General features: G+C 71.5%; 19 protein-coding genes and 1 pseudogene. 6 read left to right on the forward strand and 14 right to left on the reverse strand.

The window, feature by feature from the left end:
- Positions 1-23: 23 nt before the first annotated feature.
- The gene (locus KJK29_RS17755; protein ID WP_215120140.1) at positions 24-2,234 is read right to left on the reverse strand and encodes an MMPL family transporter; all 2,211 of its coding nucleotides are present in this window, start codon (positions 2,232-2,234) and stop codon (positions 24-26) included.
- A gap of 349 nt (positions 2,235-2,583) precedes the next feature.
- Here KJK29_RS17755 and KJK29_RS17760 point away from each other — a divergent pair, with 349 nt between their 5' ends.
- On the forward strand, positions 2,584-2,787 hold the full coding sequence (locus KJK29_RS17760) for a cold-shock protein (RefSeq protein WP_003991681.1): 204 nt from the start codon (positions 2,584-2,586) through the stop codon (positions 2,785-2,787).
- A 162-nt stretch (positions 2,788-2,949) separates the two neighbouring features.
- The gene (locus KJK29_RS17765) at positions 2,950-4,389 is read left to right on the forward strand and encodes a DEAD/DEAH box helicase (protein ID WP_215120141.1); all 1,440 of its coding nucleotides are present in this window, start codon (positions 2,950-2,952) and stop codon (positions 4,387-4,389) included.
- A gap of 185 nt (positions 4,390-4,574) precedes the next feature.
- Here the strand turns inward: KJK29_RS17765 and KJK29_RS17770 are convergent, their stop codons facing one another.
- Genes KJK29_RS17770 through KJK29_RS17780 form a run of 3 tightly spaced genes read right to left on the reverse strand, consistent with a single transcriptional unit; the run spans position 4,575 to position 8,814 of the window.
- Positions 4,575-6,194, reverse strand: coding sequence for an NHL repeat-containing protein (locus KJK29_RS17770; protein ID WP_251057847.1), 1,620 nt, complete (start codon positions 6,192-6,194; stop codon positions 4,575-4,577).
- Positions 6,191-7,996, reverse strand: a complete 1,806-nt coding sequence (locus KJK29_RS17775; RefSeq protein ID WP_215120142.1) for a flavin-containing monooxygenase — start codon at positions 7,994-7,996, stop codon at positions 6,191-6,193. The genes KJK29_RS17770 and KJK29_RS17775 overlap by 4 nt, the downstream gene beginning before the upstream one ends.
- 47 nt (positions 7,997-8,043) lie before the next feature.
- Positions 8,044-8,814 (reverse strand): SDR family NAD(P)-dependent oxidoreductase, encoded by a 771-nt coding sequence (locus KJK29_RS17780; RefSeq protein ID WP_215120143.1) that lies wholly within the window; start codon positions 8,812-8,814, stop codon positions 8,044-8,046.
- Positions 8,815-8,971: 157 nt separating this feature from the next.
- Here KJK29_RS17780 and KJK29_RS17785 point away from each other — a divergent pair, with 157 nt between their 5' ends.
- A complete protein-coding gene (locus KJK29_RS17785; RefSeq protein ID WP_215120144.1) occupies positions 8,972-9,592 on the forward strand; it encodes a TetR/AcrR family transcriptional regulator in 621 nt (206 codons plus the stop codon).
- A gap of 129 nt (positions 9,593-9,721) precedes the next feature.
- Here the strand turns inward: KJK29_RS17785 and KJK29_RS17790 are convergent, their stop codons facing one another.
- Both KJK29_RS17790 and KJK29_RS17795 read right to left on the reverse strand, forming a co-directional pair.
- A complete protein-coding gene (locus tag KJK29_RS17790; RefSeq protein WP_215120145.1) occupies positions 9,722-10,588 on the reverse strand; it encodes an LLM class flavin-dependent oxidoreductase in 867 nt (288 codons plus the stop codon).
- A gap of 210 nt (positions 10,589-10,798) precedes the next feature.
- Positions 10,799-12,856 carry a glycoside hydrolase gene (locus tag KJK29_RS17795; RefSeq protein ID WP_215120146.1) on the reverse strand — a complete coding sequence of 686 codons (2,058 nt, stop codon included), beginning with the start codon at positions 12,854-12,856 and terminating at the stop codon, positions 10,799-10,801.
- Positions 12,857-13,146: 290 nt separating this feature from the next.
- Between KJK29_RS17795 and KJK29_RS17800 the strand changes: the two genes are divergently transcribed.
- Positions 13,147-14,133: a LacI family DNA-binding transcriptional regulator gene (locus KJK29_RS17800; RefSeq protein WP_215124331.1), complete on the forward strand. Its 987-nt coding sequence runs from the start codon at positions 13,147-13,149 to the stop codon at positions 14,131-14,133.
- 89 nt (positions 14,134-14,222) lie between these two features.
- Here the strand turns inward: KJK29_RS17800 and KJK29_RS17805 are convergent, their stop codons facing one another.
- The 4 genes from KJK29_RS17805 to KJK29_RS17820 form a co-directional block, all read right to left on the reverse strand.
- The gene (locus tag KJK29_RS17805) at positions 14,223-15,221 is read right to left on the reverse strand and encodes a DMT family transporter (RefSeq protein ID WP_255961288.1); all 999 of its coding nucleotides are present in this window, start codon (positions 15,219-15,221) and stop codon (positions 14,223-14,225) included.
- A complete protein-coding gene (locus KJK29_RS17810; RefSeq protein WP_215120147.1) occupies positions 15,218-15,829 on the reverse strand; it encodes a TetR/AcrR family transcriptional regulator in 612 nt (203 codons plus the stop codon). Before KJK29_RS17810 ends, KJK29_RS17805 begins: the two co-directional genes overlap by 4 nt.
- 105 nt (positions 15,830-15,934) lie before the next feature.
- Positions 15,935-16,783, reverse strand: coding sequence for an SDR family NAD(P)-dependent oxidoreductase (locus tag KJK29_RS17815; protein WP_215120148.1), 849 nt, complete (start codon positions 16,781-16,783; stop codon positions 15,935-15,937).
- A 61-nt stretch (positions 16,784-16,844) separates the two neighbouring features.
- Positions 16,845-18,284, reverse strand: coding sequence for a pyridoxal phosphate-dependent decarboxylase family protein (locus KJK29_RS17820; protein ID WP_215120149.1), 1,440 nt, complete (start codon positions 18,282-18,284; stop codon positions 16,845-16,847).
- 166 nt (positions 18,285-18,450) lie between these two features.
- On the opposite strand from KJK29_RS17820, the gene KJK29_RS17825 reads away from it, so the two are divergent.
- Entirely contained in the window at positions 18,451-18,939 is a 489-nt protein-coding gene (locus KJK29_RS17825) for an Lrp/AsnC family transcriptional regulator (protein ID WP_215120150.1), read from the forward strand.
- A gap of 59 nt (positions 18,940-18,998) precedes the next feature.
- Here KJK29_RS17825 and KJK29_RS38860 read toward each other — a convergent pair.
- The 3 genes and pseudogenes from KJK29_RS38860 to KJK29_RS17835 all read right to left on the reverse strand — a co-directional run.
- Positions 18,999-19,094: pseudogene (locus KJK29_RS38860) on the reverse strand (transcriptional regulator); the annotation flags it as partial.
- A gap of 486 nt (positions 19,095-19,580) precedes the next feature.
- Positions 19,581-20,924, reverse strand: coding sequence for a BTAD domain-containing putative transcriptional regulator (locus KJK29_RS17830; RefSeq protein WP_215120151.1), 1,344 nt, complete (start codon positions 20,922-20,924; stop codon positions 19,581-19,583).
- Positions 20,925-20,993: 69 nt separating this feature from the next.
- Positions 20,994-21,569, reverse strand: a complete 576-nt coding sequence (locus tag KJK29_RS17835; RefSeq protein WP_215120152.1) for a CGNR zinc finger domain-containing protein — start codon at positions 21,567-21,569, stop codon at positions 20,994-20,996.
- 82 nt (positions 21,570-21,651) lie between these two features.
- Between KJK29_RS17835 and KJK29_RS17840 the strand changes: the two genes are divergently transcribed.
- Positions 21,652-22,824 carry an epoxide hydrolase family protein gene (locus KJK29_RS17840; RefSeq protein ID WP_215120153.1) on the forward strand — a complete coding sequence of 391 codons (1,173 nt, stop codon included), beginning with the start codon at positions 21,652-21,654 and terminating at the stop codon, positions 22,822-22,824.
- On the opposite strand, the gene KJK29_RS17845 is transcribed toward KJK29_RS17840, so the two are convergent.
- Positions 22,814-23,521 carry an AAA family ATPase gene (locus KJK29_RS17845; protein WP_215120154.1) on the reverse strand — a complete coding sequence of 236 codons (708 nt, stop codon included), beginning with the start codon at positions 23,519-23,521 and terminating at the stop codon, positions 22,814-22,816. The genes KJK29_RS17840 and KJK29_RS17845 overlap by 11 nt on opposite strands.
- Between the last annotated feature and the right edge of the window lie 370 nt (positions 23,522-23,891).

A 23,891-nucleotide genomic window follows, 5' to 3' on the forward strand; every position in this document is an offset into this window, starting at 1 on the left:
GGGCGGCCCTGGTGGGGGGTGGGTCAGGTCCGCGCCGGTTCCAGATCGGGGGCGCCGTCCGGGGCCGGCTCCGACCCGGGCCGGCGGCTGAGCGCCTCGCCCTCCACGTCCACGCGGGGCAGCACCCGGTCCAGCCACTTCGGCAGCCACCACGCCTTGTCGCCGAGCAGGGCGAGCACGGCGGGCACGATCGCCATCCGTACGACGAAGGCGTCGAAGAGGACGGCCGCGGCGAGCCCGAAGCCGATCATCTTGATCATGGAGTCGCTCTCGCCGACGAACCCGGCGAACACCGCGATCATGATCAGGGCCGCCGCCGCGACCACCCGGGCGCTGTGCCGGAAGCCGGACGTGACCGCCTGCGCGGGCGACTCGCCGTGGACATGGGCCTCCCGCATCCGGGAGACGAGGAACACCTCGTAGTCCATCGCCAGACCGAAGACGATGCCCACCAGGAAGATCGGCATCAGGCTCATGATCGGACCGGTCTGCTCCACCCCGAGAAGCTCCGCGCCGTGGCCCTGCTGGAAGACCACGACGACCGCGCCGAGCGAGGCCAGCACCGACAGCAGGAAGCCGAGGGCCGCCTTGAGCGGGACGAGCAGCGACCGGAAGACCACCAGCAGCAGCACGATCGCCAGACCGACCACGACGATCAGATACGGCACCAGCGCGGCCTGCACCTTCTCGGCGATGTCGATGTTCATCGCGGTGGTGCCGGTGACCTCGTAGCTCGCGCCGGTGCCGGACTCGATGCCGGGCCGCTCGTCCCGGATGGTCGTCACCAGGGTCTTGGTCTTCTCGTCGGTCGGCGCGGTGGACGGCACGACGGAGAAGACGGCGGTGTCGCCGGCGTCGTTGAAGCGCGCCGGGGAGACGGACACGACGCCCTTCGTGGCGCCGATCTCCTTGGCGATCGAGCCCGCGGCCGCCTTGGGGTCGGCGACGCCCTTGCCGTCCACGACGACGGTCAGCGGCCCGTTGAAGCCCGGCCCGAAGCCCTCGGCGAGCGCGTCGTAGGCCCGGCGCTCGGTGGTGGAGGTCGGCTTGGCCTCGTCCCCGGGCATGCCCAGCTGGAGGTCGGCCGCGGGCAGCGCGAGGGCGCCGAGGCCCACGACGCCGAGGAGCAGCACGGGTAGGGGGCGGCGCAGCACGAACCGGGCCCAGCGGGCGCCGCCGTTGGTCTCGGTGCTCTGCTCGATCCGGCCGCTCTTGCGGGCCTTGCGGGGCAGCACCGCGTTCGGCCAGAAGCCGAGGAACGCCGGGACGAGGGTCAGCGCGATCAGTACGGCGACGACGACCGCGCCCGCCGCGGCCAGGCCCATCTTGGTGAGCATCGGGATGCCGACCACGGCGAGCCCGGCCAGCGCGATGACGACGGTGAGCCCGGCGAAGACCACCGCGGACCCGGCCGTGCCGACGGCCATGCCGACCGCCTCCTGCGGCGCTGCGCCCTTGGCGCGCTCCTCCCGGTAGCGGGACACCACGAACAGGGCGTAGTCGATGCCTACGGCCAGGCCCAGCATCATCGCCAGGGTGCCGGTGGTGGTGGACAGGCCGAGGGCGCTCGCCAGGGCGAGGATCGTGGCCATGCTGACGCCGACGCCGATCACGGCGGTCAGCAGGGGCAGCCCGGCGGCGGCCAGCGAGCCGAAGGTGACGAGCAGGACGACGGCGGCGATCGCGACGCCGATCACCTCGGCCATGCCGCCTGGACCGGTCTCGGCGGCCAGCGCGGTGCCGCCCGCCTCCACCGTCAGCCCGGCATCCCGGGCCCCCTCGACGGTGTGCTCCAGATGGGTCCGGCTGGCGTCGGTGAGGTCGGTGGACTTGACCTTGTACGTGACGGTCGCGAAGGCCGTCGTGCCGTCCTTGCTGATCGTCTTCGCCTGGAAGGGGTCGACGGCGCTCGCGACCTGCGTGCCGTCGCCGAGGCCGGTCACGGCCTTCTCGATGGCCTCCTTGTTCTCGGCGGCGGTCACCTTCTCGCCGCCCGGCGCGATGAAGACGACCCGGGCGGTCGCCCCGTCGGCGGTGGCGCCCGGGAAGCGCTGTTCCATGAGGTCGAACGCCTTCTGGGACTCGATGCCGGGCATCGAGAACTCCTCGTCGACCGCCCCCGGTGCCTTGAGGGCGCCGAGCCCCACGGCGGCCAGGACGGCCGCCCAGACCAGGGCGACGTACCAGCGTCGCCGGAAGGCCAGACGGCCCACTCGATACAGGAAAGTTGCCACGGCAGCAGGTCTCCACATCCGGTGTCGATCGTCCGCCAAGCGTGTCCGCGACAAGGCCCCCGCGTCGTCGTGCGGCTGCCGACAATCCGGACTACTGAGAACGCAGTACACCGGGCCCACGGGTCCGCCTCGGGGACGACATTCCCGGGCCATGCGAGTCGACCTGTGCTACCTTGGCTGGCGTTGCAGTTTTGGTTCCCAGAGACTTCGAGTGCTCTATCGACCTTCGTCGACGAGCACTCTTTTTAGTTTCCGAGGGTTTTCGGATCTCTCCGAGGGTGATCATTTCGGCGACTCCGAGTCCGTAAAGTGCGGATCTCGGGTACTGCCCCTCATAGGGAGATTCATCATGGCAACCGGCACCGTGAAGTGGTTCAACTCGGAAAAGGGCTTCGGCTTCATCGAGCAGGAGGGTGGCGGCCCGGACGTCTTCGCCCACTACTCGAACATCGCCACCTCCGGCTTCCGTGAGCTTCAGGAAGGCCAGAAGGTGACCTTCGACGTCACGCAGGGCCAGAAGGGCCCGCAGGCCGAGAACATCGTTCCCGCCTGACGCTGACGCGTTCGACGTGACCGGGGCCCGCACCCTTGTGGTGCGGGCCCTGGCACGTTTCATTTCATACCCGGCTCAGTCTTGCGAATCCTGGTGCGGCCCCACAGAGGCTGTCTGACCTCCGGAATTCCCCGATACGTGCCGCATCGAGGAAGGATCCCCTTGGATCGCACCGCTCGCAAGAACAACGGTTCGTCCCACTCCCGCAGGGCGGGGGGCGGCGGCCGGAACAATTCCTCCCGTTCGGCGGGAGCGGGCCGCGGCGGCAACCGGCGCCGCCCGGCGCCCGGCGGCGAATTCGCGCCGCCCGCCACCGTCACCCCGGCCCTGCCCGCCGTCGAGGCGTTCGCCGACCTCGACCTGCCCGAGCGGCTGCTGGCCGCGCTGAAGGGCGAGGGCGTGATGGAGCCGTTCCCCATCCAGGCGGCGACGCTGCCGAACTCGCTGGCCGGACGTGACGTCCTGGGCCGCGGGCGCACGGGGTCGGGCAAGACCCTCGCCTTCGGCCTCGCCGTGCTGGCCCGTATCGACGGACAGCGCGCCGAGCCCAAGCAGCCGGTGGCACTCGTCCTCGTGCCCACCAGGGAACTGGCCCAGCAGGTCACCGACGCGCTCACGCCCTACGCCCGCGCGCTGCGGCTGCGGCTCGCCACGGTGGTCGGCGGGATGTCGATCGGCCGGCAGGCGAGCGCGCTGCGCGCCGGTGCCGAGGTCGTCGTCGCGACGCCCGGGCGGCTCAAGGACCTCATAGACCGTGGCGACTGCCGGCTGGACCGGGTCTCGGTCACCGTCCTGGACGAGGCCGACCAGATGACCGACATGGGCTTCATGCCGCAGGTGACGGCCCTGCTCGACCAGGTGCGTCCCGACGGGCAGCGGCTGCTGTTCTCGGCCACGCTGGACCGCAATGTCGACCGTCTGGTGCGGACGTACCTCCACGACCCGGTGGTCCACTCGGTCGACCCGTCCGCGGGCGCGGTCACCACGATGGAGCATCACCTGCTGCACGTGGAGGACGACGACAAGCACGCCACCACGACGGAGATCGCCGCCCGCGACGGGCGCGTGATCATGTTCCTGGACACCAAGCACGCCGCCGACCGGCTGGCCAAGAAGCTGCTCGCCGTCGGGGTGCGCGCCTCGGCCCTGCACGGCGGGAAGTCCCAGTCCCAGCGGACCCGGACCCTGGCCCGGTTCAAGGACGGCGAGGTCACGGTCCTGGTGGCCACCAACGTCGCCGCCCGCGGCATCCACGTCGACAACCTCGACCTCGTCGTCAACGTGGACCCGCCCGGCGACCACAAGGACTATCTGCACCGGGGCGGCCGTACCGCCCGGGCCGGCGAGTCGGGCACCGTCGTCACGCTGGTCCTGCCGCACCAGCGGCGCGAGACGGCCCGGCTGATGGCTGACGCCGGCATCACGCCGCAGGTCACCCGGGTCCGCTCGGGCGCGGCCGAACTGAACCGCATCACCGGCGCCCAGGCGCCGTCGGGCGTACCGGTCGTCCTCGCCCCGCCGCCCGCCGAGAACCGCCCCGCCCGCACGGGCACGGCCTCGCGCGCCCGGCGCAACAGGCCCTCCCGGGGGCGCCGCCGCTGAACCACCGACGGGGCGGCCCGGAGCGCGATCCGCGCTCCGGGCCGCCCCGTTCGTGTGTCCACGTGTCGCTACGGGTCGCTGCGCGCCGGGCGAGTGGAGCGGTCGGGCCCGCGACCGCCGGGCCGGACGCCCTCGGGCACGCCCAGTCGCTCCACTCGCCCGGGGCGGACACGCCTCGACGGGCCCTATGCGTCGCCCCGCACCGGAGACAACCGCACCACCGTCCCCTCCCCGTTCGCGGACAGCAGCAGGGAACCGTCCGGGGCGGCGGCGAGGCCCGCGAAGCGGTGGGCCAGGCCCGGGAGTTGGTGGGTGAAGAGGGCGGGGGTCGAGCGGGGGGCGGTGCCCGGCGGGAGGCCGACCGGGAGGGATTCGGCCTCGACGCGAGCCGTGCCCGTCGTCGGGGAGATCGACCACAGGCGGCGGTGTTCGGTGTCCACGGTGAAGAGTTCGCCGGCGTGGAAGGCGAGGCCCTGCGGGGCGCCGAGGTTCTCAGCAACCGGAACCGCCTCACCGTCCTCGTCGAGGCGCAGGACCGCTCCCCTCCGGTCGTCGCTGACGTAGCAGCGCTGCTCGGCGTCGAAGGTCACGTCCACGGGGTGGTCGAGGCCCTCGGCGAGGACGGCGACCGTGTCGGTCGCGTCGATGGCGAGGACCCGGCCCGCGCCCGTCTCGGCGACGACCAGGGCGCCGTCGGCCCGGGTCGCGATGCCCTGGGGCTGGTTCAGGCCGTTCGCGCGGAGTCGGGTCGTGCCGGTGGCGGGGTCGTAGGTCTGGACGGTGCCGAACTGCGAGGTGGTGTGCAGGAGTTCGCCGTCGGCCGTGATGCCGTGGAAGAAGGGCTGGAGGATCTCCGTGGCGACATCGCCCGAGCCGCTCTCGTCGGGGTGGTCCGGGCGGGCCAGCCGGTAGTGGTCGGCCGCGTACACCCTGCCGCCGAGGTCGATCGTCACGCCGTAGGGCCCGTCCAGGCCCCGGGGCACGATCGGGCGGGTACGGCCGTCAGGCTCCAGTTCCGTGATGCCGCCGCTGGCGAAGCTGGAGACGAACATACGGTTCTCCGCGTCGAACGCGGCGTTGTCCAGGCCCGTCACCCCGCTGGTGACCAGCGAGCGCGTGCCCGTGCCGTGCAGGTCGACGCGGGTGACGATGCCCTCGGGGCCGCGCGAGAGGACGTGGAGGACGCCGCCCAGGTCGAAGCGGACCGCAACCGGGTCGTGGACGTCCTCGGCGACCACCTCGGGCACCCCGCCGTCCGGGGGGATGCGCCAGACCTGTCTGCTGATCATGTGCGGGTAGTAGAGGCAGCCGTCCGGGCCGAGCTGCATCGCGTTGCCGAAGGCCAGCCCGTCGGTGAGGACGACCGGGTCGCCGCCGTCGGGGAAGAGCTCCAGCAGCCGGCCGTTCATCTTCATCTCGTTGACGAAGAGCCGGTCGCCGACGCAGGTGATGCCGTTGGGGACCTGCACCTCCTCGGAGACGAGGCTGTACTCCCCCTCCGGGCCGCGGCGCCAGACCCGGCCGGGGACCAGGTCGGCGATGTACATCGAGCCGTCCGCCCCGAAGGCCAGGTCGTCGGGCGACTCGACGGGGCTGTCCATCGGGACGACGACCTCGACGTCCCCGGTCGCCGGGTCCACGGCGCTGATCTTCCCGGCGAGGAACTGGGCGACGTACAGCCGCCCGTCCGGGCCGAACGCCACGCCGTTGGAACCCCACAGCGGGTTCGGTGAGTTGAGGCGCGTGGCCTGTCGGCCGGGACTGCGCAGCTCACTCGCGTCGTACCTGCTCGGACCGCCCGTCACGACCCCAGCACCTCGTCCATGCCGCCCTCCGCGCGCCAGCGTCTGATCAGCTCGTAGAACGCAACCGGGCCGTCGCCGTAGGACTCGCTGCGCGGCCTGGGCATGCCCTCGGCGTTGTAGTAGCCGGGGGTGCACTCGGACTGGAAGGCGTACAGGTCCGCCGACTTCTGCCGGATCGTGTCGCCCCAGTCGGCCTCCGCCTCGGCCGACGGCTCCACGCACGGCGCCTGGCGCTTCACCGCCTCGGCGATCACCTCGGCGACATGGGTGGCCTGTTCGTCCAGGACGTGCACGTAGTTCACGGAGCTGGCGCTCTGCACGGAGCCGAGCATGAACAGGTTGGGGAAACCCCGGCTGTAGAAGCCGTGCAGGGTGCGCGGGCCGGTCTTCCGCCAGGAGTCCAGCAGGGCGGTGCCGTCCCTGCCGTACGCGGGGAGCTGCCCGGACAGCAGCCCGGAGACGCCGACCTCGAAGCCGGTGCCGAAGACGACGCAGTCGACCTCGTACTCCACCCCGCCCACCACGACGGAGTGCTCGGTGAAGCGCTCGACGCCGCCGTGGTCGGCCGTGTCGACGAGGGTGACGTTCGGCCGGTTGAAGGTCTCCAGGTACAGGTCGCTGAAGGTGGGCCGCTTGCACATGTAGCGGTACCAGGGCTTGAGCTTCTCGGCCGTCGCCGGGTCCTCGACGACGCTCTCCACCCGGGCCCGCAGCTCGTTCATCTTCTGGAAGTCGGCGATCTCCTCCAGACGCTCGCGCTCCTCGGGCGTGAGGGCGTCGTAGTTGTTGGTCGGGATGAGCTTCTGCTGGAGGCGGGCGCTGCTGGTCCAGCCGTCGGCGACCAGGTCCTGCTCGGCCCGGCCGCCCGTGACGACCGCGAGGAAGTTGTCCCTGCGCTCCCGGGCCCAGCCGGGCTTCAGCGAGCCGGCCCACTCGGGGTCCGTGGGGCGCTGTCCGCGTACGTCCACGGAGGACGGGGTGCGCTGGAACACGTAGAGCTGCCGCGCGTCCCGGCCGAGGTGCGGGACGACCTGGATGGCCGTGGCGCCCGTACCGATGAGGGCCACGCGCTTGTCGGCGAGCCCGGTCAGACCGCCGTTCGCGTCGCCGCCGGTGTAGTCGTAGTCCCAGCGGCTGGTGTGGAACATGTGCCCCTTGAAGGTCTCGATGCCTTCGATGCCGGGCAGTTTGGGCTGGCTGAGCAGGCCGGTCGCCACGACGACGTGCCGCGCGGTCATCCGGTCGCCGCGGTCGGTGGCGACGACCCACACGGACTCGGCGTCGTCCCAGCGCAGTTCGCTCACCTGCGTCCGCAGACAGGCGTCGCGGTAGAGGTCGAAGTGCCGTGCGATGGCCTCGGCGTGCTCCCGGATCTCCTCGCCCGGCGCGTACTTCCACTTCGGGACGTAGCCGAGCTCCTCCAGCAGGGGCAGGTAGACGTACGACTCGATGTCGCAGTGGATCCCCGGGTACCGGTTCCAGTACCAGGTGCCGCCGACGTCGGCGCCCTTCTCGATGATCCGGATGTCCCGCAGGCCCGCCTGGCGCAGCCGCGCGGCGGCGAGCAGTCCGCCGAATCCGCCGCCGACGACCACCACCTCGACGTGGTCGTGCAGGGGCTCCCGGGTGAATCCGGGCTCGGCGTGCGGGTCCTCGTCGAAGCGGCCGAACTCGCCTGCGGTACGGCGGTACTGGCGGTTGCCGTCCGGGCGGATCCGCCGGTCGCGCTCGGCGCGGTAGCGCTCGCGCAGGGCGTCCGGGTCGAAGTCCAGGTCTGACACGGGGGTGTGGGGGGTGGACATGAAGTCCTCTTCCTCTCGCGGTGCCGTGGGTGAGGGGTCGGGTGAGGTCAGACGGCGGCCCAGGCGTTGTCCACCGGCAGGACGACGCCGTTGACGCCGCTCGCCGCGTCGGAGGCGAGATAGACGATGGCGGCGGCCTGCTCCTCCGGTGCGCAGATGCGGCCCATGTTGACGAAGTGCCGGCCGACGACGGACGGTCCATGGGCCTCGGCGTCGATGCGGACATCGGCCGTGATGTCGGTGGCCGTGCCGCCCGGGGCTATGGCGTTGGCGCGGATGCCTTGGTCCCGGTACATCACCGCGAGGGAGCGGGTGAGGCCGAGGACCCCGTGCTTGGAGACGGTGTACGCCGTCCCGGCCGCGCTGCCCCGCAGCGACGCCTCGGAGGCGGTGTTGACGATGGCTCCGCCGCCCGCGGCGATCATGTGCGGCAGAACGGCCCGGGTCAGCAGGAACGGCGCGGTGAGATTGATCCGCAGCACCCGCTCCCACTCGGCGTCGGTGACGTCCGCGGCGGCGGACATGCTGTCCATGACGCCCGCGTTGTTGACCAGGACGTCGACGCCCCCGAAGGTGCCGACCGCGGCGGCGACGACCGCGTCGGCCACCGCGCCGTCGCTGAGATCGCCGGTGACGGCGACGGCCGTTCCGCCCTCGGACTCGATGGCCGCGACGACGCCCTTGGCGCCCTCCTCGTTCAGGTCGGCGACCACCACCTTCGCCCCCTCCTCGGCGAACCGCAGCGCGGTGGCACGGCCGATACCGGAGGCGGCTCCGGTGACGATGACGCTCTTGCCCGACAGACCCGTGGCTCCCATGGCGTTCCTCTGCTCGTGACGTTGACCCGGTGCGAGGCACAGTAATGGTTTCTGTCTCAGTGCGACATAAAGACGCGTCGTGCCACTAGGTCGTTTCACGCCAGTAAGACTCGACGCGACGTAAAATAGGGTGAGCAGGGCAAGTCGAGGAGGGCGCATGGCCGGACGAGCAGGTGGTGCCACGGGGCGGCCACCGCTGACGGAGCGGCGGCGCGCCGAGACGCGGATGGAGATCGCCGAGGAGGCGGTCCGCCTCTTCGCCGCCAAGGGCGTGGCGGCCGTGACCGCGGAGGACATCGCCTCCGCGTCGGGGGTGTCGACGCGCACGCTCTGGCGGTACTTCCGCTCCAAGGAGGAGTGCGTACGCCCCCTGCTCACCACGGGCCTCGAACTGCTGACGGACCATCTGCGGGAGGGCCGCCACGAGCCCGGCTCACTCGCCGAGGCGATCCTGAGCGTCCGCTACGACGACGACACCACCCCCCGCCTGCGAACCCTGGGCGCCCTCCTCCTGCTGTGCCGCGACGAGCCCGGGCTGCGCGCGGTGTGGCTGGAGGCGCACTACGACGCGGAGGCCACGTTCGCCGAGATGATCGCCGACCGCACGGGCCGGCCCGTCGACGATCTCGCGGTCCGGGTCGAAGCGGGCGTACTGAACACCGCGCTGCGCGTCGCGGTGGAGGAGTGGGCGCTGCGGTCCGAGAGGGCGGCGGGGCCGTCGCTGGCGGAGACGGTCAGGCGGGCGTTGCGGATGGTGGAAGGGGTGGAGCAGGGCTGATCGGGCGGGGCGGGTCGGGTGGGGTGGGGTGGGGTGGCTCCCGTGAGCACTCTCGGCCGATGTGTCACACCCGCGGCGGTCGGGTCGGGTCGGGTCGGCTGACTCCCGTGAGCACTCACGGCCGATGTGTCACACCCGCGGCGGCCCCTGCTCGACCCGGCGCAGCACCGGTTCGAGCCGGTCGATCGCGTCGCTGGTCTGGATCTGCCGCTCGTCCCACCAGGTGGCTCCCGCCTCGGCCAGCGGGCCGATGAGGTCACACGCCTTGGCCGCGTCGTCGCCCGGCGTCGCACCGCCGAGGACGATCTCGAACGGCGTGTCCGGCCGGGCCTCGCGCTGCTCGCGGAGGTAGGAGACCAGGTCCCGGACCTGCTCGACGGGGGGCACATGACCGTGCCGGGCGTCGTGGAACAGCGGGACCGCTCCGTCCCAGCGGGCGGCCCGGCGCATGGGCGGACGGCTCGGCCAGAAACCGGCGACCCAGACCGGCGGCCGGGGGCGTTGCACCGTGGCGGGCAGCAGCGTCACGTCCCGCACCCGGTAGTGCCGCCCGTCGTGGTTCACCGGCTCACCCGACCAGTAGCGCTGCAGCAGGTCCAGGCCCTCGTCCAGCCGCTCGGCCAGCACCTTCGGGTCCGTGACGTCGCCGAAACTGGCGTACTCGTCCTCGATGGGCCCGCCCAGCCCCGCGGCGAACGTGACCCGCCCCTCGCTCACCGCGTCCAGCGTCGCCACCTGCCGGGCAAGCTGCTGCGGACGCCGCCGGGCGACCGGGGTGACCAGCGTGCCCAGCCTGATCCGCGAGGTCGCGAGCGCGGCGGCCGTCAGCAGCATCCAGGGGTCCCCGAACGGCCTGCCCGCGTGCGTGCGATGCAGCACGTGATCCCAGACGAACAGCCCGTCCCACCCCGCCTGTTCGGCGGCCACGGCGACCTTCGCGACGGTCCGGGGGTCGGCGAAGTCACCGAAGTTCGGGATGTTGACCGAGTAGCGCATGCCCGCATGCTGCTGCCGGGCGGCGGGGAGGACAAGCGATCAACAGGCCATGTGCGGGAGGGCGCATGGGGGGCTTGTGGCGGCCGGAGCAGGGCAAGCAGCGGAGCGTGCGGCAGACCCACGCCCCCACCTCGCCGCGACGCCCCCGACCCGGCCACCAGGGGTGGTGGCGGCGGGCGGGGGCGTCGGTGGCGGATGTGCGGGGCGGGGCTAGTCGGCCGTCACATCCGTCAGCTTCCACCGCTGGTTGGACCCGGAGTTGGGCTGCCACACGCCGACGGACGCGCCGTCGTTCGTGGACTGGCCGGAGACGTCCGGGAGTTGACCTGTGGCGGCGTTGACGAGGGTCCAGGTGCCGTCGCCGGTGGTGGACATGATCCACTCGGTGGCCTTGTCGCGGCGGCCCTCGTCCGGCTCGGCGACCAGGGCGCCGTTCCGGACGGCCAGGCGCTTGTCGGACGCGGTCTCGGTGAAGACGTACCGCTTGCGGTTGTCGCTCCCGCGGATCTGCTCCACCTTCCACTCCTGACCGCTCGGGTCGGAGGCGTTCGCGCTGCGGATGACCAGGCCCGTGCCGTTGTCGGCGAGGGTGAGGTCCTTGCCGCTCTGGGCGCCGGTCAGGCGGTAGGTGTGGCCCTTGCGCAGTTCCGCCGCGTCCTTGGCGGTGCCGGAGACGCCCTTGACGAGGAAGGACGTCACGGACTGGGCGGGCACGCTGAGCGTGGCCTGCTTGCCGTTGACGCGGACGGCCTTCTGCCGGTCGAGCTTGCCGTCGGCGCTCGTCACCACGGGGGTGACAGTGGCGCGGGAGGAGACCCGGCCGAACTTGGACAGGTCGAGGGTGACCTCACGGGCCTCGGCCGTGCTGTTGACGTGGACGACCGTCGCCGCGTCGCCCTTGCGGGAGACCGCCGCCGTGCTGGAGGTGTCGTTCGTCTTGATCAGCCGGTCGCCGGGCTTGATGTAGTGCGTGAAGTTGCGGGCCGTGTCGAACTTGGTGTTCGTGTAGACCGGGCAGGACTTGAGTGTGTCCGTCTTCGTGCAGCTGAACGGGAGCTGGATCTCACCCCAGTTGCCGCCCTTCGCGGACTCGCCGCCCGGCTTCATGTTGTCGTAGTCCTCGACGGGCTGCCAGAACACCCAGGCCTTGGGCTCCAGTTCACGCAGATCGTCGACGATGCGCTGCGCGAGGCCCAGCCCGGGCCGCATGTCCGTGAAGCTCTGGCCGTCGCCCCAGTCGCCCTCGACCTCGCTCATCCACAGCGGCTTGTCGGCGGCCTTGGCCAGGTCGCGGACGGTCGTACGCTGCCCGGTGCCGTAGGTGTGCACGTTCATCTGGTCGACGAGGTCGCGCACCTCCTGCGGGTAGGAGTTCCAGTTGGTGGCGAAGGTGCCCGGGTTGGTCTCGTCCATCGCCGAGATCTTCGCGTCCGACCTGGACTTGTCCAGCACGGGTCCGAGCGCCCGCAGCACCTTCTGCTGCATCTCGGGGCCTATGTGGGCGCCCTCCTGGCGTCCGCCGGTCGGCTCGCCGTCCGGGCCGAGCTTGGTACCCCAGTAGTCGGTGTTGGGCTCGTTGAACGGGTCCAGCGTGTCGACGTCGATGCCGTGCGCCTTCTCCAGCCGCTCGGTCGCGCCCACCAGGTACTCGGCGAAGTCCTCGACGGACTCCGGCTTGAGCTGGTCCTTGCCCGCGTCGAAGTTGCCGGAGACGTAGCCGCTCTCGGTCATGAACCAGGGCGGGGAGTTGCTGAAGGTCTCCCAGTGGGTGATGTCCTTCTTGATGCGGTCGACCCACCAGCGCTGCGTCTTGTCGGCGTTCTTGTTCCAGTCGCCGGAGTCCTCGGCGTCCCACCAGTCGACGTCCTCGCGGGTCGTGCCCGCCGGCGCCTTCCACCAGCCCTCGACGGCCCCGCCGGCCCGCAGATAGTCCTTGACGTCCGGGGCGTTGCCGCCGCCGATGTTGTAGCGGGCGATGTTCAGCGCGAGGCCCTCGTCGCCGAAGAGCAGCTGGTAGAGCTTCTCGCGGATCGCGGGCGGGTAGTCGCCGGTGGCGTTGGCGAACCAGACCAGGCTGGTGCCCCAGCCCTCGAACTTCTCCCCCGAGTAGGAGGGGTCGGGCCGGACGGTGACCCCGGCCGCGGCGGCCTGAGACGTCGTCTCGGCGTGCGCGGCGGGCAGGGTGGTCGCGGCCAGGACGGTTCCGGTCGCCAGGGCGGTGACGCCGATGGCGCCGAGGAGCCTTCTCTTACGGGTGCGGTGTGCCATCTCGAGTACTCCAGGGCTTCTGGTGCGGTTTGGCGCCTTCTCGTACGGTTTCTGCTAGGCAATGTTTACGTAAACATCCACTGGCGGGATGTCTACACTGTCCGAATCTCAGGGGTCAAGGAGTCGTTCCGGACCTAATTTTTCGCGCCAGGGCGGGCGGCGAGGGGAGCGAGGGGCAGGTGGGCACAGTGGACGGCGAGAGCGAACCCGGGAGCACCGGCGGCACGAGCCGTACGAGCCGTACGAGCCGTACGAGAAGGCGTACGGCCCGGCCCCGCCAGGGCGCGTCGATGGCCGACGTCGCCCAGCTCGCCGGCGTCTCCTCCCAGACCGTCTCCCGAGTCTCCAACGGCTTCCCGGGCGTCACCGAGGACACCCGCGCGCAGGTCCTGGCCGCCATGCGGGAGCTCGGCTACCGCCCCAACAGCGCGGCCCGGGCGCTGCGCCGGGGCGAGTTCCGCACCCTCGGCGTGATCACCTTCTCCCTCTCCACCATGGGCAACATCCGCACCCTGGAGGCCATCGCCACCTCCGCCGCCCAGCACGGCTACGCCGTCACGCTCCTGCCCGTCGCCGTCCCCACCCAGGACGAGGTCAACGGCGCCTTCTCCCGCCTCGGCGAACTCGCCGTGGACGCCGTCATCGTCATCATGGAGATCCACCTCCTGGACGCGGCGACGGTCTCCCTCCCGCCCGGTGTGCAGGTCGTCGTCGCCGACTCGGACGCCGGCGACCGCTACACCGTCGTCGACACCGACCAGGCGGGCGGCGCGCGGGACGCCGTACGGCATCTCCTCGACCTCGGCCACGACACGGTCTGGCACCTCGCCGGCCCCGAGGGCTCCTTCGCGGCCCAGCGCCGCGCCAACGCCTGGAGCGACACGCTGCGCGCCGCGGGCCGGGCGACACCGCCCCTGGTCCGCGGCGACTGGTCCGCCGAATCCGGCTACCGGGCCGGTCTCCGACTGGCCGACGAGCCGGACTGCACGGCGGTGTTCGCGGCCAACGACCAGATGGCCCTGGGCCTGCTGCGCGCCCTCAACGAACGCGGCCGCCGGGTCCCCGACGACATCAGCGTCATCGGCTTCGACGACATCCCCGAGTCCGCGTCCTTCCTCCCGCCCCTGACCACGATCCACCAGGACTTCGCGGAGGTGGGGCGGCTGTGCGTGGAGGGGGTGCTCGGCAAACTGCGGGAGGACGGGGCGGAGTTCGGGACGACGTTGGTGCCTACGCGGTTGGTGCGGCGGGAGAGTACGGGGGTGCGGCGGCGGTAGGGGTGGTGGCGGGCCGGCTGTTCCTCGGGGTGTTCCCGTGACCACCGTGATCACCGGCCCGGTGCCTGCTCCACGAGGGGTTCCCGTGCTCACCGGCCCGGTGTCTGCTCCACGGGCCGGGCGGAGGAAGGCACGGTGTCGGGGGACGGCCGTCGGGAGCCGCGTCGCGCGGGGGCGGTGAGTACGGCGAGGCAGGCGATGACGAGGGCGATGCCCGTCCAGCCGGCGGCGGGCAGGCGTTCGCCGACGACCAGGACGGCGAGGACGGCCGCGACGGCCGGTTCGAGCAGGGACAGGGTGGTGGCGGTGCTGGCGGGGACGTGGGCGAGCCCCCAGCCGAACAGGACGTACCCGGCGAACATGGGGATCAGCGCCATGTAGATGCCGACGGCGGCGTTGGACCAGGAGGCGACGAGCGGGGCGCCGGTGACGGCCAGGACGGGCAGCAGGAGCAGGCCGCCGAGGCCGAAGACGGCACCCATCGCGGCCCGGGAGGGGATCCGGTGGGTGATGAGCCGGTGGGCCGCCCAGGAGTAGAGGGCGTACGTGGCGGCGGCGACGAGACCGAGGGCGATCCCGAGCAGCGTGGTCGTCGCGGACGTCTGCCCCGAGCCGCCGGAGGCGTGGGCGGCTTCGGCGACGCACAGCAGGACGGTGCCGAGCAGGCCGAGGGAGGCCGCGAGCATCCAGCGGCGGGTGAGGCGGCGGCCGTCCACGACCCGTTCGATCAGCGCGGAGGCGAGCGGGGCGGTGCCGATCGACACGACGGTGCCCACGGCGACTCCGGCCAGGTGCATGGAGCTGTAGAACGCCAGGGGGTAGACCGCCACGGAGACGGCGCCGAGCAGGACCGTGCCGCGTCGCTCGCGCAGCCGGGACGCGTGGTGGCTGATCCGGGGGGCCGCCATGAGGGCCTGGAGCAGTCCGCCGACGCCCATGGCGACGGCGCCGATCGCGAGCGGGCCCACGCCCGGGGCGAAGGTGGCGGCCGTGCCCGTCGTCCCCCACAGGACGGAGGCGGCGAGCACGCACAGGGCCCCGATGCCCGCGGAGCGGGCGTGGGCCCGCTCGCGGTCGGCGCCGTTCACAGCCGGTCCAGCAGGGCCGCGGCCATCGCGCGGGCATGCGAGAGGCGCTCGCCGTCGCCCTCCAGCCCGGCGCGGGCCATCGCGCCCTCCAGGAGGAAGGCGAGGTGCTCGGCCGTGGTCCGCGCCTCGTCGGGGCGGTCGGGCAGCAGCTCCTCCAGGTGGCCGGCGATCAGCAGCTCGACCTCCTCCTTGTGCGCTCGGACCACGCTCCGACCCTCGTCCCCGGCCGGGAGCTCGGCGGCGGCGTTGAGCAGCCCGCAGCCGCGGAACCCGTGCGTGTAGGCGAAGGCGGCGTGGTCGGCGTACGCGTCGAACACCGCGAGAACGCCCTCACGAGCGCCGTCCGCGTGCTCCAGGCGCGCCCGGTAGAGGCCGAGCCACTCCTCGTGCCGGGCATCGAGGTAGGAACGGACCAGGTCGGACTTGGAGGAGAAGTTGTTGTACAGACTCATCTTCGCCACGCCCGCCTCGGCGGTGATCGTGTCGATGCCGGTCGCGGCCACACCGTCGGCGTAGAAGCGACGGGCCGCCGCCTCCAGAATCCGCCGCCGGGCGGGACGGGGACGGCCCCGCCCGCTGCCTGCCGTATTCGCGTCGGTCTCGCTCATCGCCATCCAAAACTAGGTAGGTCGGTCTACCCATAGTAGAGGATCGTCGGAGCACCTCAACCGCACCGGCTGTGTGTTCGTGTCCATGGCCAGGACTCTGGGGACTCACTGCTGGGCGGGGTTCTGGTATCGCGGGGCGAGTGTGCTGGTGGACGAGGAGCGGAGCCCGAATTCCGCCGCGGCGATGCGATCCACCGCCTCGCCGTCGACCAGTCCGGGCACGCACACGACCTCGCCGGTTTCCAGGGCCCTGAGCGAAGCGGTCACCACGTCCTCGACGGGCATGCCTCCGTCGTCGTGCACTCGCGCTGCATCACCGGCTACCGGATCCTGGCCCTGGGTGAGATGGAACTCGGTTGCCGTCAGCCCGGGGCACAGCACCTGGACACGGACCGGCGCACCGTCCAACTCTGCGGCGAGGGTTCGGCTGAAGGTGACTACGTACCCCTTGGTCCCTCCGTAGACCGCCCGCACCGGCAGCGGGTCCGGCGGAAGCGAACCGGCGAAGGCGAGGGTGGAAGCCACGTTCACCACGGTGCCGCGGCCACGTTCCAGCATGCCCGGCACGGCCGCGCGAGCGAGCCGGGTGAGCGCCACCACGTTCACGGCCATCACCTTCTCCAGCAGTGCCGTGTCGGTCTCGGCGAAGGGGCCGTAGCCGTTGATGCCCGCGTTGTTCACCAGCAGCTCGACGTCGTCCTCGGCGGTTCGCCGGGCAACCCGGTCCAGGTCACCGGCATCGCCCAGATCCGCGACGACGGTTTCCACTCGTACGTCGTGCCGCCCGGTCAGCTCTGCGGCGAGTGCGCGCAGACGCTCTGCGCGACGCGCCACCAGCACCAGATCGTGACCAGCCGCGGCGAGGCGACGTGCGTAGGCCGCACCGATGCCCGAGGAGGCACCGGTCACGATGGCTGTTCCCCTGGCGGGAAGGGATTCGGGATGGATCGTCATGAAGTCCTCCTTGTATTTCGCGATTCGCCGTATTTCGTGATTCGACGTTTTCGTGATTCGACTACGCGGTGGTGTGGCGCTCGATTTCGGCAGTGATGATCTGCAGGGCCTCGGCGATGCGGTCGTGGTGGGTGCGGTGGGAGACCACGCACACGCGCAGGGTGTAGCGGCCGTCGACCACCGTGCTGGAGAGCACGATGCGCCGGTGGCCGTTGATCCGCTCCAGCAGTCGGCGGCCGGCTTCGTCCGCCCGCTCGGCGGCGGCCCGGCTGCCGTCGGCGGGGCGGATGCGGAAGATGACGGTGGACAGGTCCGGGCGCTGCGGGACCTCCAGCTCCGCGACGCCGGACAGCGTGGCGTGGACGTGTTCGGCCAGGTCGAGCTTCTCGTCCAGGGCCGTACGGAAGGCGTCCACCCCGTGCAGGTGCAGGGGAAGCCAGGCCCGCAGCCCACGGATCTCGTGGGTCAATTCGGGCCCGAGCCGGCCGGAGTCCGGGACGCTCCCCGCCGCCTCCATGTCCTGGAGGTAGCTGCCGGTGCCGTCGTGCGCGGCGTGCAGGGCGGCGAGGTCGCGGACGACCAGGGCGCCGGTGCCGAACGGCATGAACAGGGTCTTGTGCGGGTCCAGGGTGATCGAGTCGGCCTCCTCGAAACCGGCGAGGCACGCTGCGCCGCGTGCGGTGAGACGGAAGAAGCCGCCGTAGGCCGCGTCGATGTGGAACCACACGTCCTCGCGGCGAGCCAGGTCGGCCAGCTGCGGCAGCGGGTCGACGGTGCCGGTGTCGGTGGTGCCGGCGGTGGCCACCAGCAGGAACGGCCGCAGCCCGGCGTCCCGGTCGGCGCGGATCATCGCGGCGACGGCCTCCGGGTCCATCCGCAGGTCCGGGGTGTGCGGCACGGTCCGTATGTGAGCCGCGCGGATGCCGGCGAGGCGGGCGGCCTTGGCGACGGAGTGGTGGGCGAAGGCGGTGGTATAGACGGTGCCGCCGGCGAGATCTTCGCCGAGCTTGTCGTGCCGGGCGGCGACCGTCGCGGAGAACGTGGCCATCGAGCCGCCGCTGGTCAGCAGGCCGCCGCTGCCCTCCGGAAGGCCGCACACATCGCGGGCCATCCAGCGGATCACGCTCTCCTCCAGCGCGGCGAGGGCCGGAGCCACCGAGGCCAGACCGCCGTAGCGGTTGACGGCACGGTTGTAGAACTCGGCGAGCGCGGCCGAGTACAGACCACTGCCCGGGATGTACGCCAGGTGTCCCGGCCCGGCGGTCTCCAGAGCGCAGTCGGCAGCCTCGTCCAGACGCGCGAGAAGATCCTTCAGGTCACCGCCCCGATCGGGCGGGGGTACCAGGAAGGACTCCACCAGGTCGGCCTCGGCCCGCGGCGACAGAGGGCTGGTCGCGGGGCGTGCCGCGAGCTGGTCGGTGCGGTCGACGACACGATCCAGGACGAGACGGCCCATTTCGGCCATCGCGGCGCGATCGGGTTCCAGGGGGAAGGGGTGCATGAGGCAGTCCGGTGTGCGTGAGAGGGGTACGAGGGCGGCGGTCCGGCGTACCGGCCGGAGCGTGACCAGGATGCGTCACCAAGCCCGGCATGCGATGGCGTACGCAATGCCCGTACGGCACTGTGGCGCAGGATTATTCGTCGATGCGGCCGATACGCTGCATTTCATGCCACGACCCTTGTACGACCGTATCGACCGGGCGATCCTGGACCACCTCCAGCGCCACGGACGCACCCCCAACGTCGACCTCGCCGACGCCGTACGCCTGTCACCCTCGTCCTGCCTGCGCCGCACCAAGGCGCTGGAGGAGGACGGGGTCCTGGCCGGTTACCGGGCCGATCTGGACCGCGAGCGCCTCGGCCTCGGGCTGACGGTGTTCCTCTCCCTCAAGGTCGAGCACTCCCGCACCACCTCCCAAGTGGTCGAAGAGGCACTCAAGGCGATCGAGCACGTGGTCGCCTGCCACGTGGTCTCCGGCGACGCCGACTTCTTCGTCGAACTCGCCGTGCCGGACCTGCGCACCTTCGAAAAGGTGCTCACCGACCAGATCCTGGCCATCGGCCCCGTTCGCGACGCCCGCAGCACCTTCTGCATCCGCACCGTCATCGACCGCGGCCCGCTGCCCCTCAATTCCTGGCCTGCCCCGCGGGCGTGACCGGACGACACGGCTTCATCCGCTAGAGAAACACCGCGATTCCCGGCCCGAAGATGAAGCAGTAAGCCGAGGGACACCTGGGGCAGTGCCCCTGCGGTGAGCAAGTACCCCAGCTGGGCAGTCATCTCGTCGGCGCCACAGATCTGATGCCGCAGGGCCTCCCGATAGGTGATCGGCCACCCGCTATTCGACCCTTACTTCGGTGTTCCGGTCTTCCATCAGCAGGCGGCGTGAGCCGACCGTTCACACTCAGCGTCCCTGACTGTTTCCGGCGGATTCCGCTCCTCCACGCGCACGGGGCCGCGGCCCTCCCTCTTCGCGGGGTTTCACTACGACCAGGCGCTCCGGCTGCCGGGAAGTCCACTGCCCCGGTCCGCACTCCGGCCGCAGCACCCAGACAGTGCCGCCGCGCACATCCGTGACGAAGCCGCGCCGGTCGGCGACCTCGTCGTGGATCAGGTCGCCCACCGGTCGGGAACCCGCGCACGCGCTGACACCGACAACCGTCAACGGACCGCTTCCGCCCGGCCGGAAACGCGCGCACGCGCTGACACCGACGCCCGTCCACGGACGACCGGCTCCACCCACCCGGACTCCCGCCCCCGCTCACGCCCACGCCCACGCCCTGACACCAACACCCCTCAACACCCCTCCGGCATCCGCTTCGCCCCGCACGTCGCCAGACTGCACCACCTCCGTCGCCCGCTCTCGTCGAGGAACAGCCAGCCGCAGTCCGGGCTGGAGCAGGTGCGGATGGTGAAGCGGCGGGCGTCGGCGAGGAGTTCGGCCGCGTTGCGCGCCACCGCGTACAGGGGCAGGCGCAGACCGGTGGAGGGGGACGGGCGCCAGCGGGCCAGGCCGTCCTCGCCCCGGGTGAACACCGAGAGCCGCGCGGCGTCCTCCACCACTCCGGCCACGGCCTTGAAGGCCCGGCCGTCCTGCGGATCGGTCAGGCAGGTGTAGAGGTCCGTACGGAACCGGCGGGCCTCGTCGAGCGCGGCGGCTGCCTCGGCCGGCTGCCGTACCGCCTGGTCGCGCAGCCGGGTGACCGTCCGCTCCTCGATCAGGTCCAGATGCCCGGCCCATACGGCGAACGCGGCATAGCCCCGCAGCCACTCCGACCCGGGCAGCGGGTCCCCGCCCCACCCGGCGTAGGTGTTGCAGAACTCCAGCGCGGGGTGTCCGCTCGTACTCCACGGCAGCCACTGGTCGTCGACCCGTACCGCGTAGACGGGCCCGGGCGGCCGGTCCAGCCGGGGGTCGCCGTGCAGCATGCGGTCGTGCAGGGTGCGCAGGTCGCGGTTGGGTTCGATGCCGAGTTCGGTCGCGAGGAGGGTGCGCGTGCCGTCGTACAGGCGGAGTGCGTCGGCCTGGCGGCCGGACCGGTACAGGGCGGTCATCCGGGCCGCGACCAGCCGTTCACGCGTGGGGTGCTCGTCGAGCAGGGGTGTCAGGTCCGCCGCGACCCGGTCGTGCAGCCCCAGGGCGAGCTGCGCCTCGGCCCGCTGTTCCACGGCGGACAGCCGCAGTTCGGCGAGGGTGCCGCCCAGCCGTGTCCGCAGCCGCTCGTCGGCCACGTCCGCGAGCGGCTCCCCGCGCCACAGCCCGAGGGCATCGTCGTAGAGGCGTGTCCGCTCGGCCGGGTCGGCGGCGGTGGCCGCCCGTCCGGCGAGGGACGTGAACTCCTGTGCGTCGATACGGTGTTGGCCGTGCTCTACGGCGTAGCCGTCGTGCTTGCTCGCGATAATCACCCCGTACGGCTTGAGCGCGGCGCGCAACCGGCCGACGTAGGTGTGGACGGTGGCGCGGGCGGAGGCGGGCGGGGTGTCGTCCCACAGCAGGTCGATGAGGCGTTCGGTCGCGACGACCCGCCCCGCGTGCAGCAGCAGGACCGCCAGCAGGCACCGCTCCTGGCGGCGGCTGCCCACCGGCACCGGCCGCCCCTCGTGGTGGGCGGCGAACGGACCGAGCAGCTGGAAATCCATGGCTACCGGCAGCCTAGAGCGTCGTCTCCTTCGGAGTGCCGGGCCTGCTCGGATGTGCCGGGGTGACGATCACTCCGCTGATCCGGGGTCCTCGCGCTGCTTGGCGTGGAAGCGCGCTTTCTTCTGCCGATTCCCGCACGTGTTCATGTCGCACCATTTGCGGGTGCGGCTCTGGCTGGTGTCGAAGAAGGCGGCCTGGCAGGTCGGTGACGCGCACAGGGCCAGTTTTCCGTCTCGTTCGCCTGCGACGATGCTGATCGCGTCGGCGGCGATCACGCCGAGGGCGTCCTCCACGGGGGAAGCCGAGCCGAGCCGCCAGCGCCGCTCGCCCTCGGGCGTGAGGATCGCCGCGGCCCGGCCCTGAGCGCTGCGGTCGTTGATGACGTGGACAGCGGGCGCGGGGAGGGCGTCCTGGAGCGCGGCCGCTGTCGCGACGGCGTGGATCGACTCCCGCAGTTCCCGGGCGAGGTCGAGCTGGGCAGGGGTGCAGGAGTCCACGGCGAGGCCGTACACCGCGAGCCAGTCGACGAGTCGCCGCGGCGTGGGAATGCGCTCCACGGCGTCGCCATGACGCTCCGAGAGAGTCCCCGTGAAGCTCGTCGCCAGCACGCTGCCGAGGCGGAAGTCAGGGAATCCAGCAGGCATGGAACCACCTTAGACGGTTGCGGCCCGGCTCGGGAGCCTGTTAGAACCGTCTTAGCCGGTTCTGCGATGGCCAGGAGGTCTCATGCCCCGCCCGACGAGCGACGTACACGCTTTCGAAGCCCACGCGACGGACACCGACCTCGACGATCTGCGCGCGCGACTGGCCGCGGCGCGACTGCCGGAGGCCGAGACGGTCCAGCGCGCAGCGCCCGACCCGCGCCGATGGGAACAGGGCGTTCCGCTCGCCGACCTCGTCGATGTCGTGGACTACTGGCGCACCGGGTACGACTGGCGGCCCTTCGAAGAGCGCCTGAACCACATCGGCCAATTCCGTACGACCATCGACGGACTGGGCATTCATTTCCTGCACCGCCGGTCCGAGCGCGCGGATGCCACCCCTCTGCTCTTGACGCACGGCTGGCCGGACAGCATCGTCCGGTTCATCGATGTGGTGGACGAACTGGCGGATCCGAAAGACGCGAACGCGCCGGCGTTCCATGTCGTGGTCCCGTCGCTGCCGGGATTCGGCTACAGCGACAAACCGGCCACGACCGGATGGGGGACCGAAAAGGTCGCGGCCGCGTGGGTGGAACTGATGGGAAGGCTCGGCTACAGCGAATTCGCGGCCCACGGTGGTGACTGGGGAGGCAATATCACCACGGTTCTCGGCGGCAGGTTCCCGGCGCACGTTCTCGGCATCCACACCACCTTCGCGGAGGGACCGCCCGGGATGAGCACGGACGGTCTGACGGCGGTCGAGCGCGCATGGGCCGAGGAAACCCGCCACTTCTGGCGCCACCGGGCGGCGTACGCGAAGCAGCAGGCGACCCGGCCGCAGACCATCGGCTACTCGCTCGTCGACTCACCGGTCGGCCTTCTCGCCTGGATCCTCGACAAGTTCGCCGAATGGTCGGACACCGAGGACAGCCCGTTCGAGACGATCTCCCTGGACCGCGTTCTTGACAACGTCACCCTGTATTGGCTGACACGGACCGGCGCATCGGCGGCCCGCATCTACTACGAGAGCCACAACTCACTCGACCCCGAACTCCGGGTCGACGTCCCGTCGGCGATCACCATGTATCCCCGCGATATCGAGCGGTGCCCGCGCCCCTGGGCACAGGAGCGGTACCGGAAGATCGTCCGATGGAGGTCGCCCGAGACCGGGGGACATTTCCCCTCGCTGGAAGTCCCCGAGTATTTCGTCAAGGATCTGCGCGAGGGCCTCGCGGCCGTGCTGGCCGCTAAGCGATGATGTGCCGCAGATAGGCGTGCGGGTCGGCGAGATAGCGGCGCCAGTGATCCACGACACCGAGTTCCCGCCAGGCGACTCTGCGCAGCCCGTGTTCGCCGACCTCGACGATGTCCGCGCCCGGCAGTGCGGTCAGGAGCGGGGAGTGCGTGGCGCAGATGACCTGGCCGCCCTCCTTGGCCAACCGGTCGATGTGCCCGATCAGTTCGAGGCAGGAGGAGAAGGAGAGCGCGGCCTCCGGCTCGTCGAGGACGTAGAGCCCGGCGTGCAGGAACTTCCCGCGGAACGCCGCGAGGAAGCCCTCGCCATGGCTGACCGAGTCCGGCGCGAAGCCCTCCCTGTTCAGCGCGTCCAGCGCGGTCTCGGCCCGCAGGAAGAAGCCCTTGCGGGCCGACCAGTTGGTGACCATACGGCGCCCGCGCGAGGCCGCGTCGAACTTGATCCGCTCGCCCAGCTCCGACTTGGCGCGCGGCGAGGCGTAGCGCCAGTCGTGGGAGCCGCCGTAGGAATCCAGCCCGAACCCCTCCGCCAGCGCCTCGACCAGCGTCGACTTGCCCGAGCCGTTCTCACCGACCAGGAAGGTCACCGGTGCGGTGAAGCGCAGCCCCTCGTCGAGAAGCTGCCGGACGCAGGGCACCGACCAGGGCCAGGTGTCCTCGTCGTACGAGGAGAGGTGGGCGTACGCGCGTTCGACAATCACTCGAACAGTGTCGCGCAGGAGGCGGAAGGCGGCTCGGTGCCCACGCCGGGGATGGTGAGGCTTTGGTCAGAGGCCGGGGCGAGACTGGCGCACGCCCTCGCGGCGAGCCCTTCCTCCGCCCCTCTGACCAGGGAGAACCATGCGCCGAACCGCCCTCGCGATGCTCACACTTGCCGCCGCACTGCTCGGGACGCAGCCCGCGACGGCTGCGACGGCCGCGACGGAAGCAGGGGGCTGGGAGCCGGCGCCCTCCACCCCCTGGGACGTCGCCGCCGGCGTGCGCTGCGACTTCCCCGTGCACGGCGAGCCCGTCGTCGACGAGGTGGTGCGGCGCGTCCTGAGCACCCACCCCGACGGTTCCGCACGCCGG

The sequence above is a fragment of the Streptomyces koelreuteriae genome, from assembly GCF_018604545.1.
GTDB lineage: Bacteria > Actinomycetota > Actinomycetes > Streptomycetales > Streptomycetaceae > Streptomyces > Streptomyces koelreuteriae.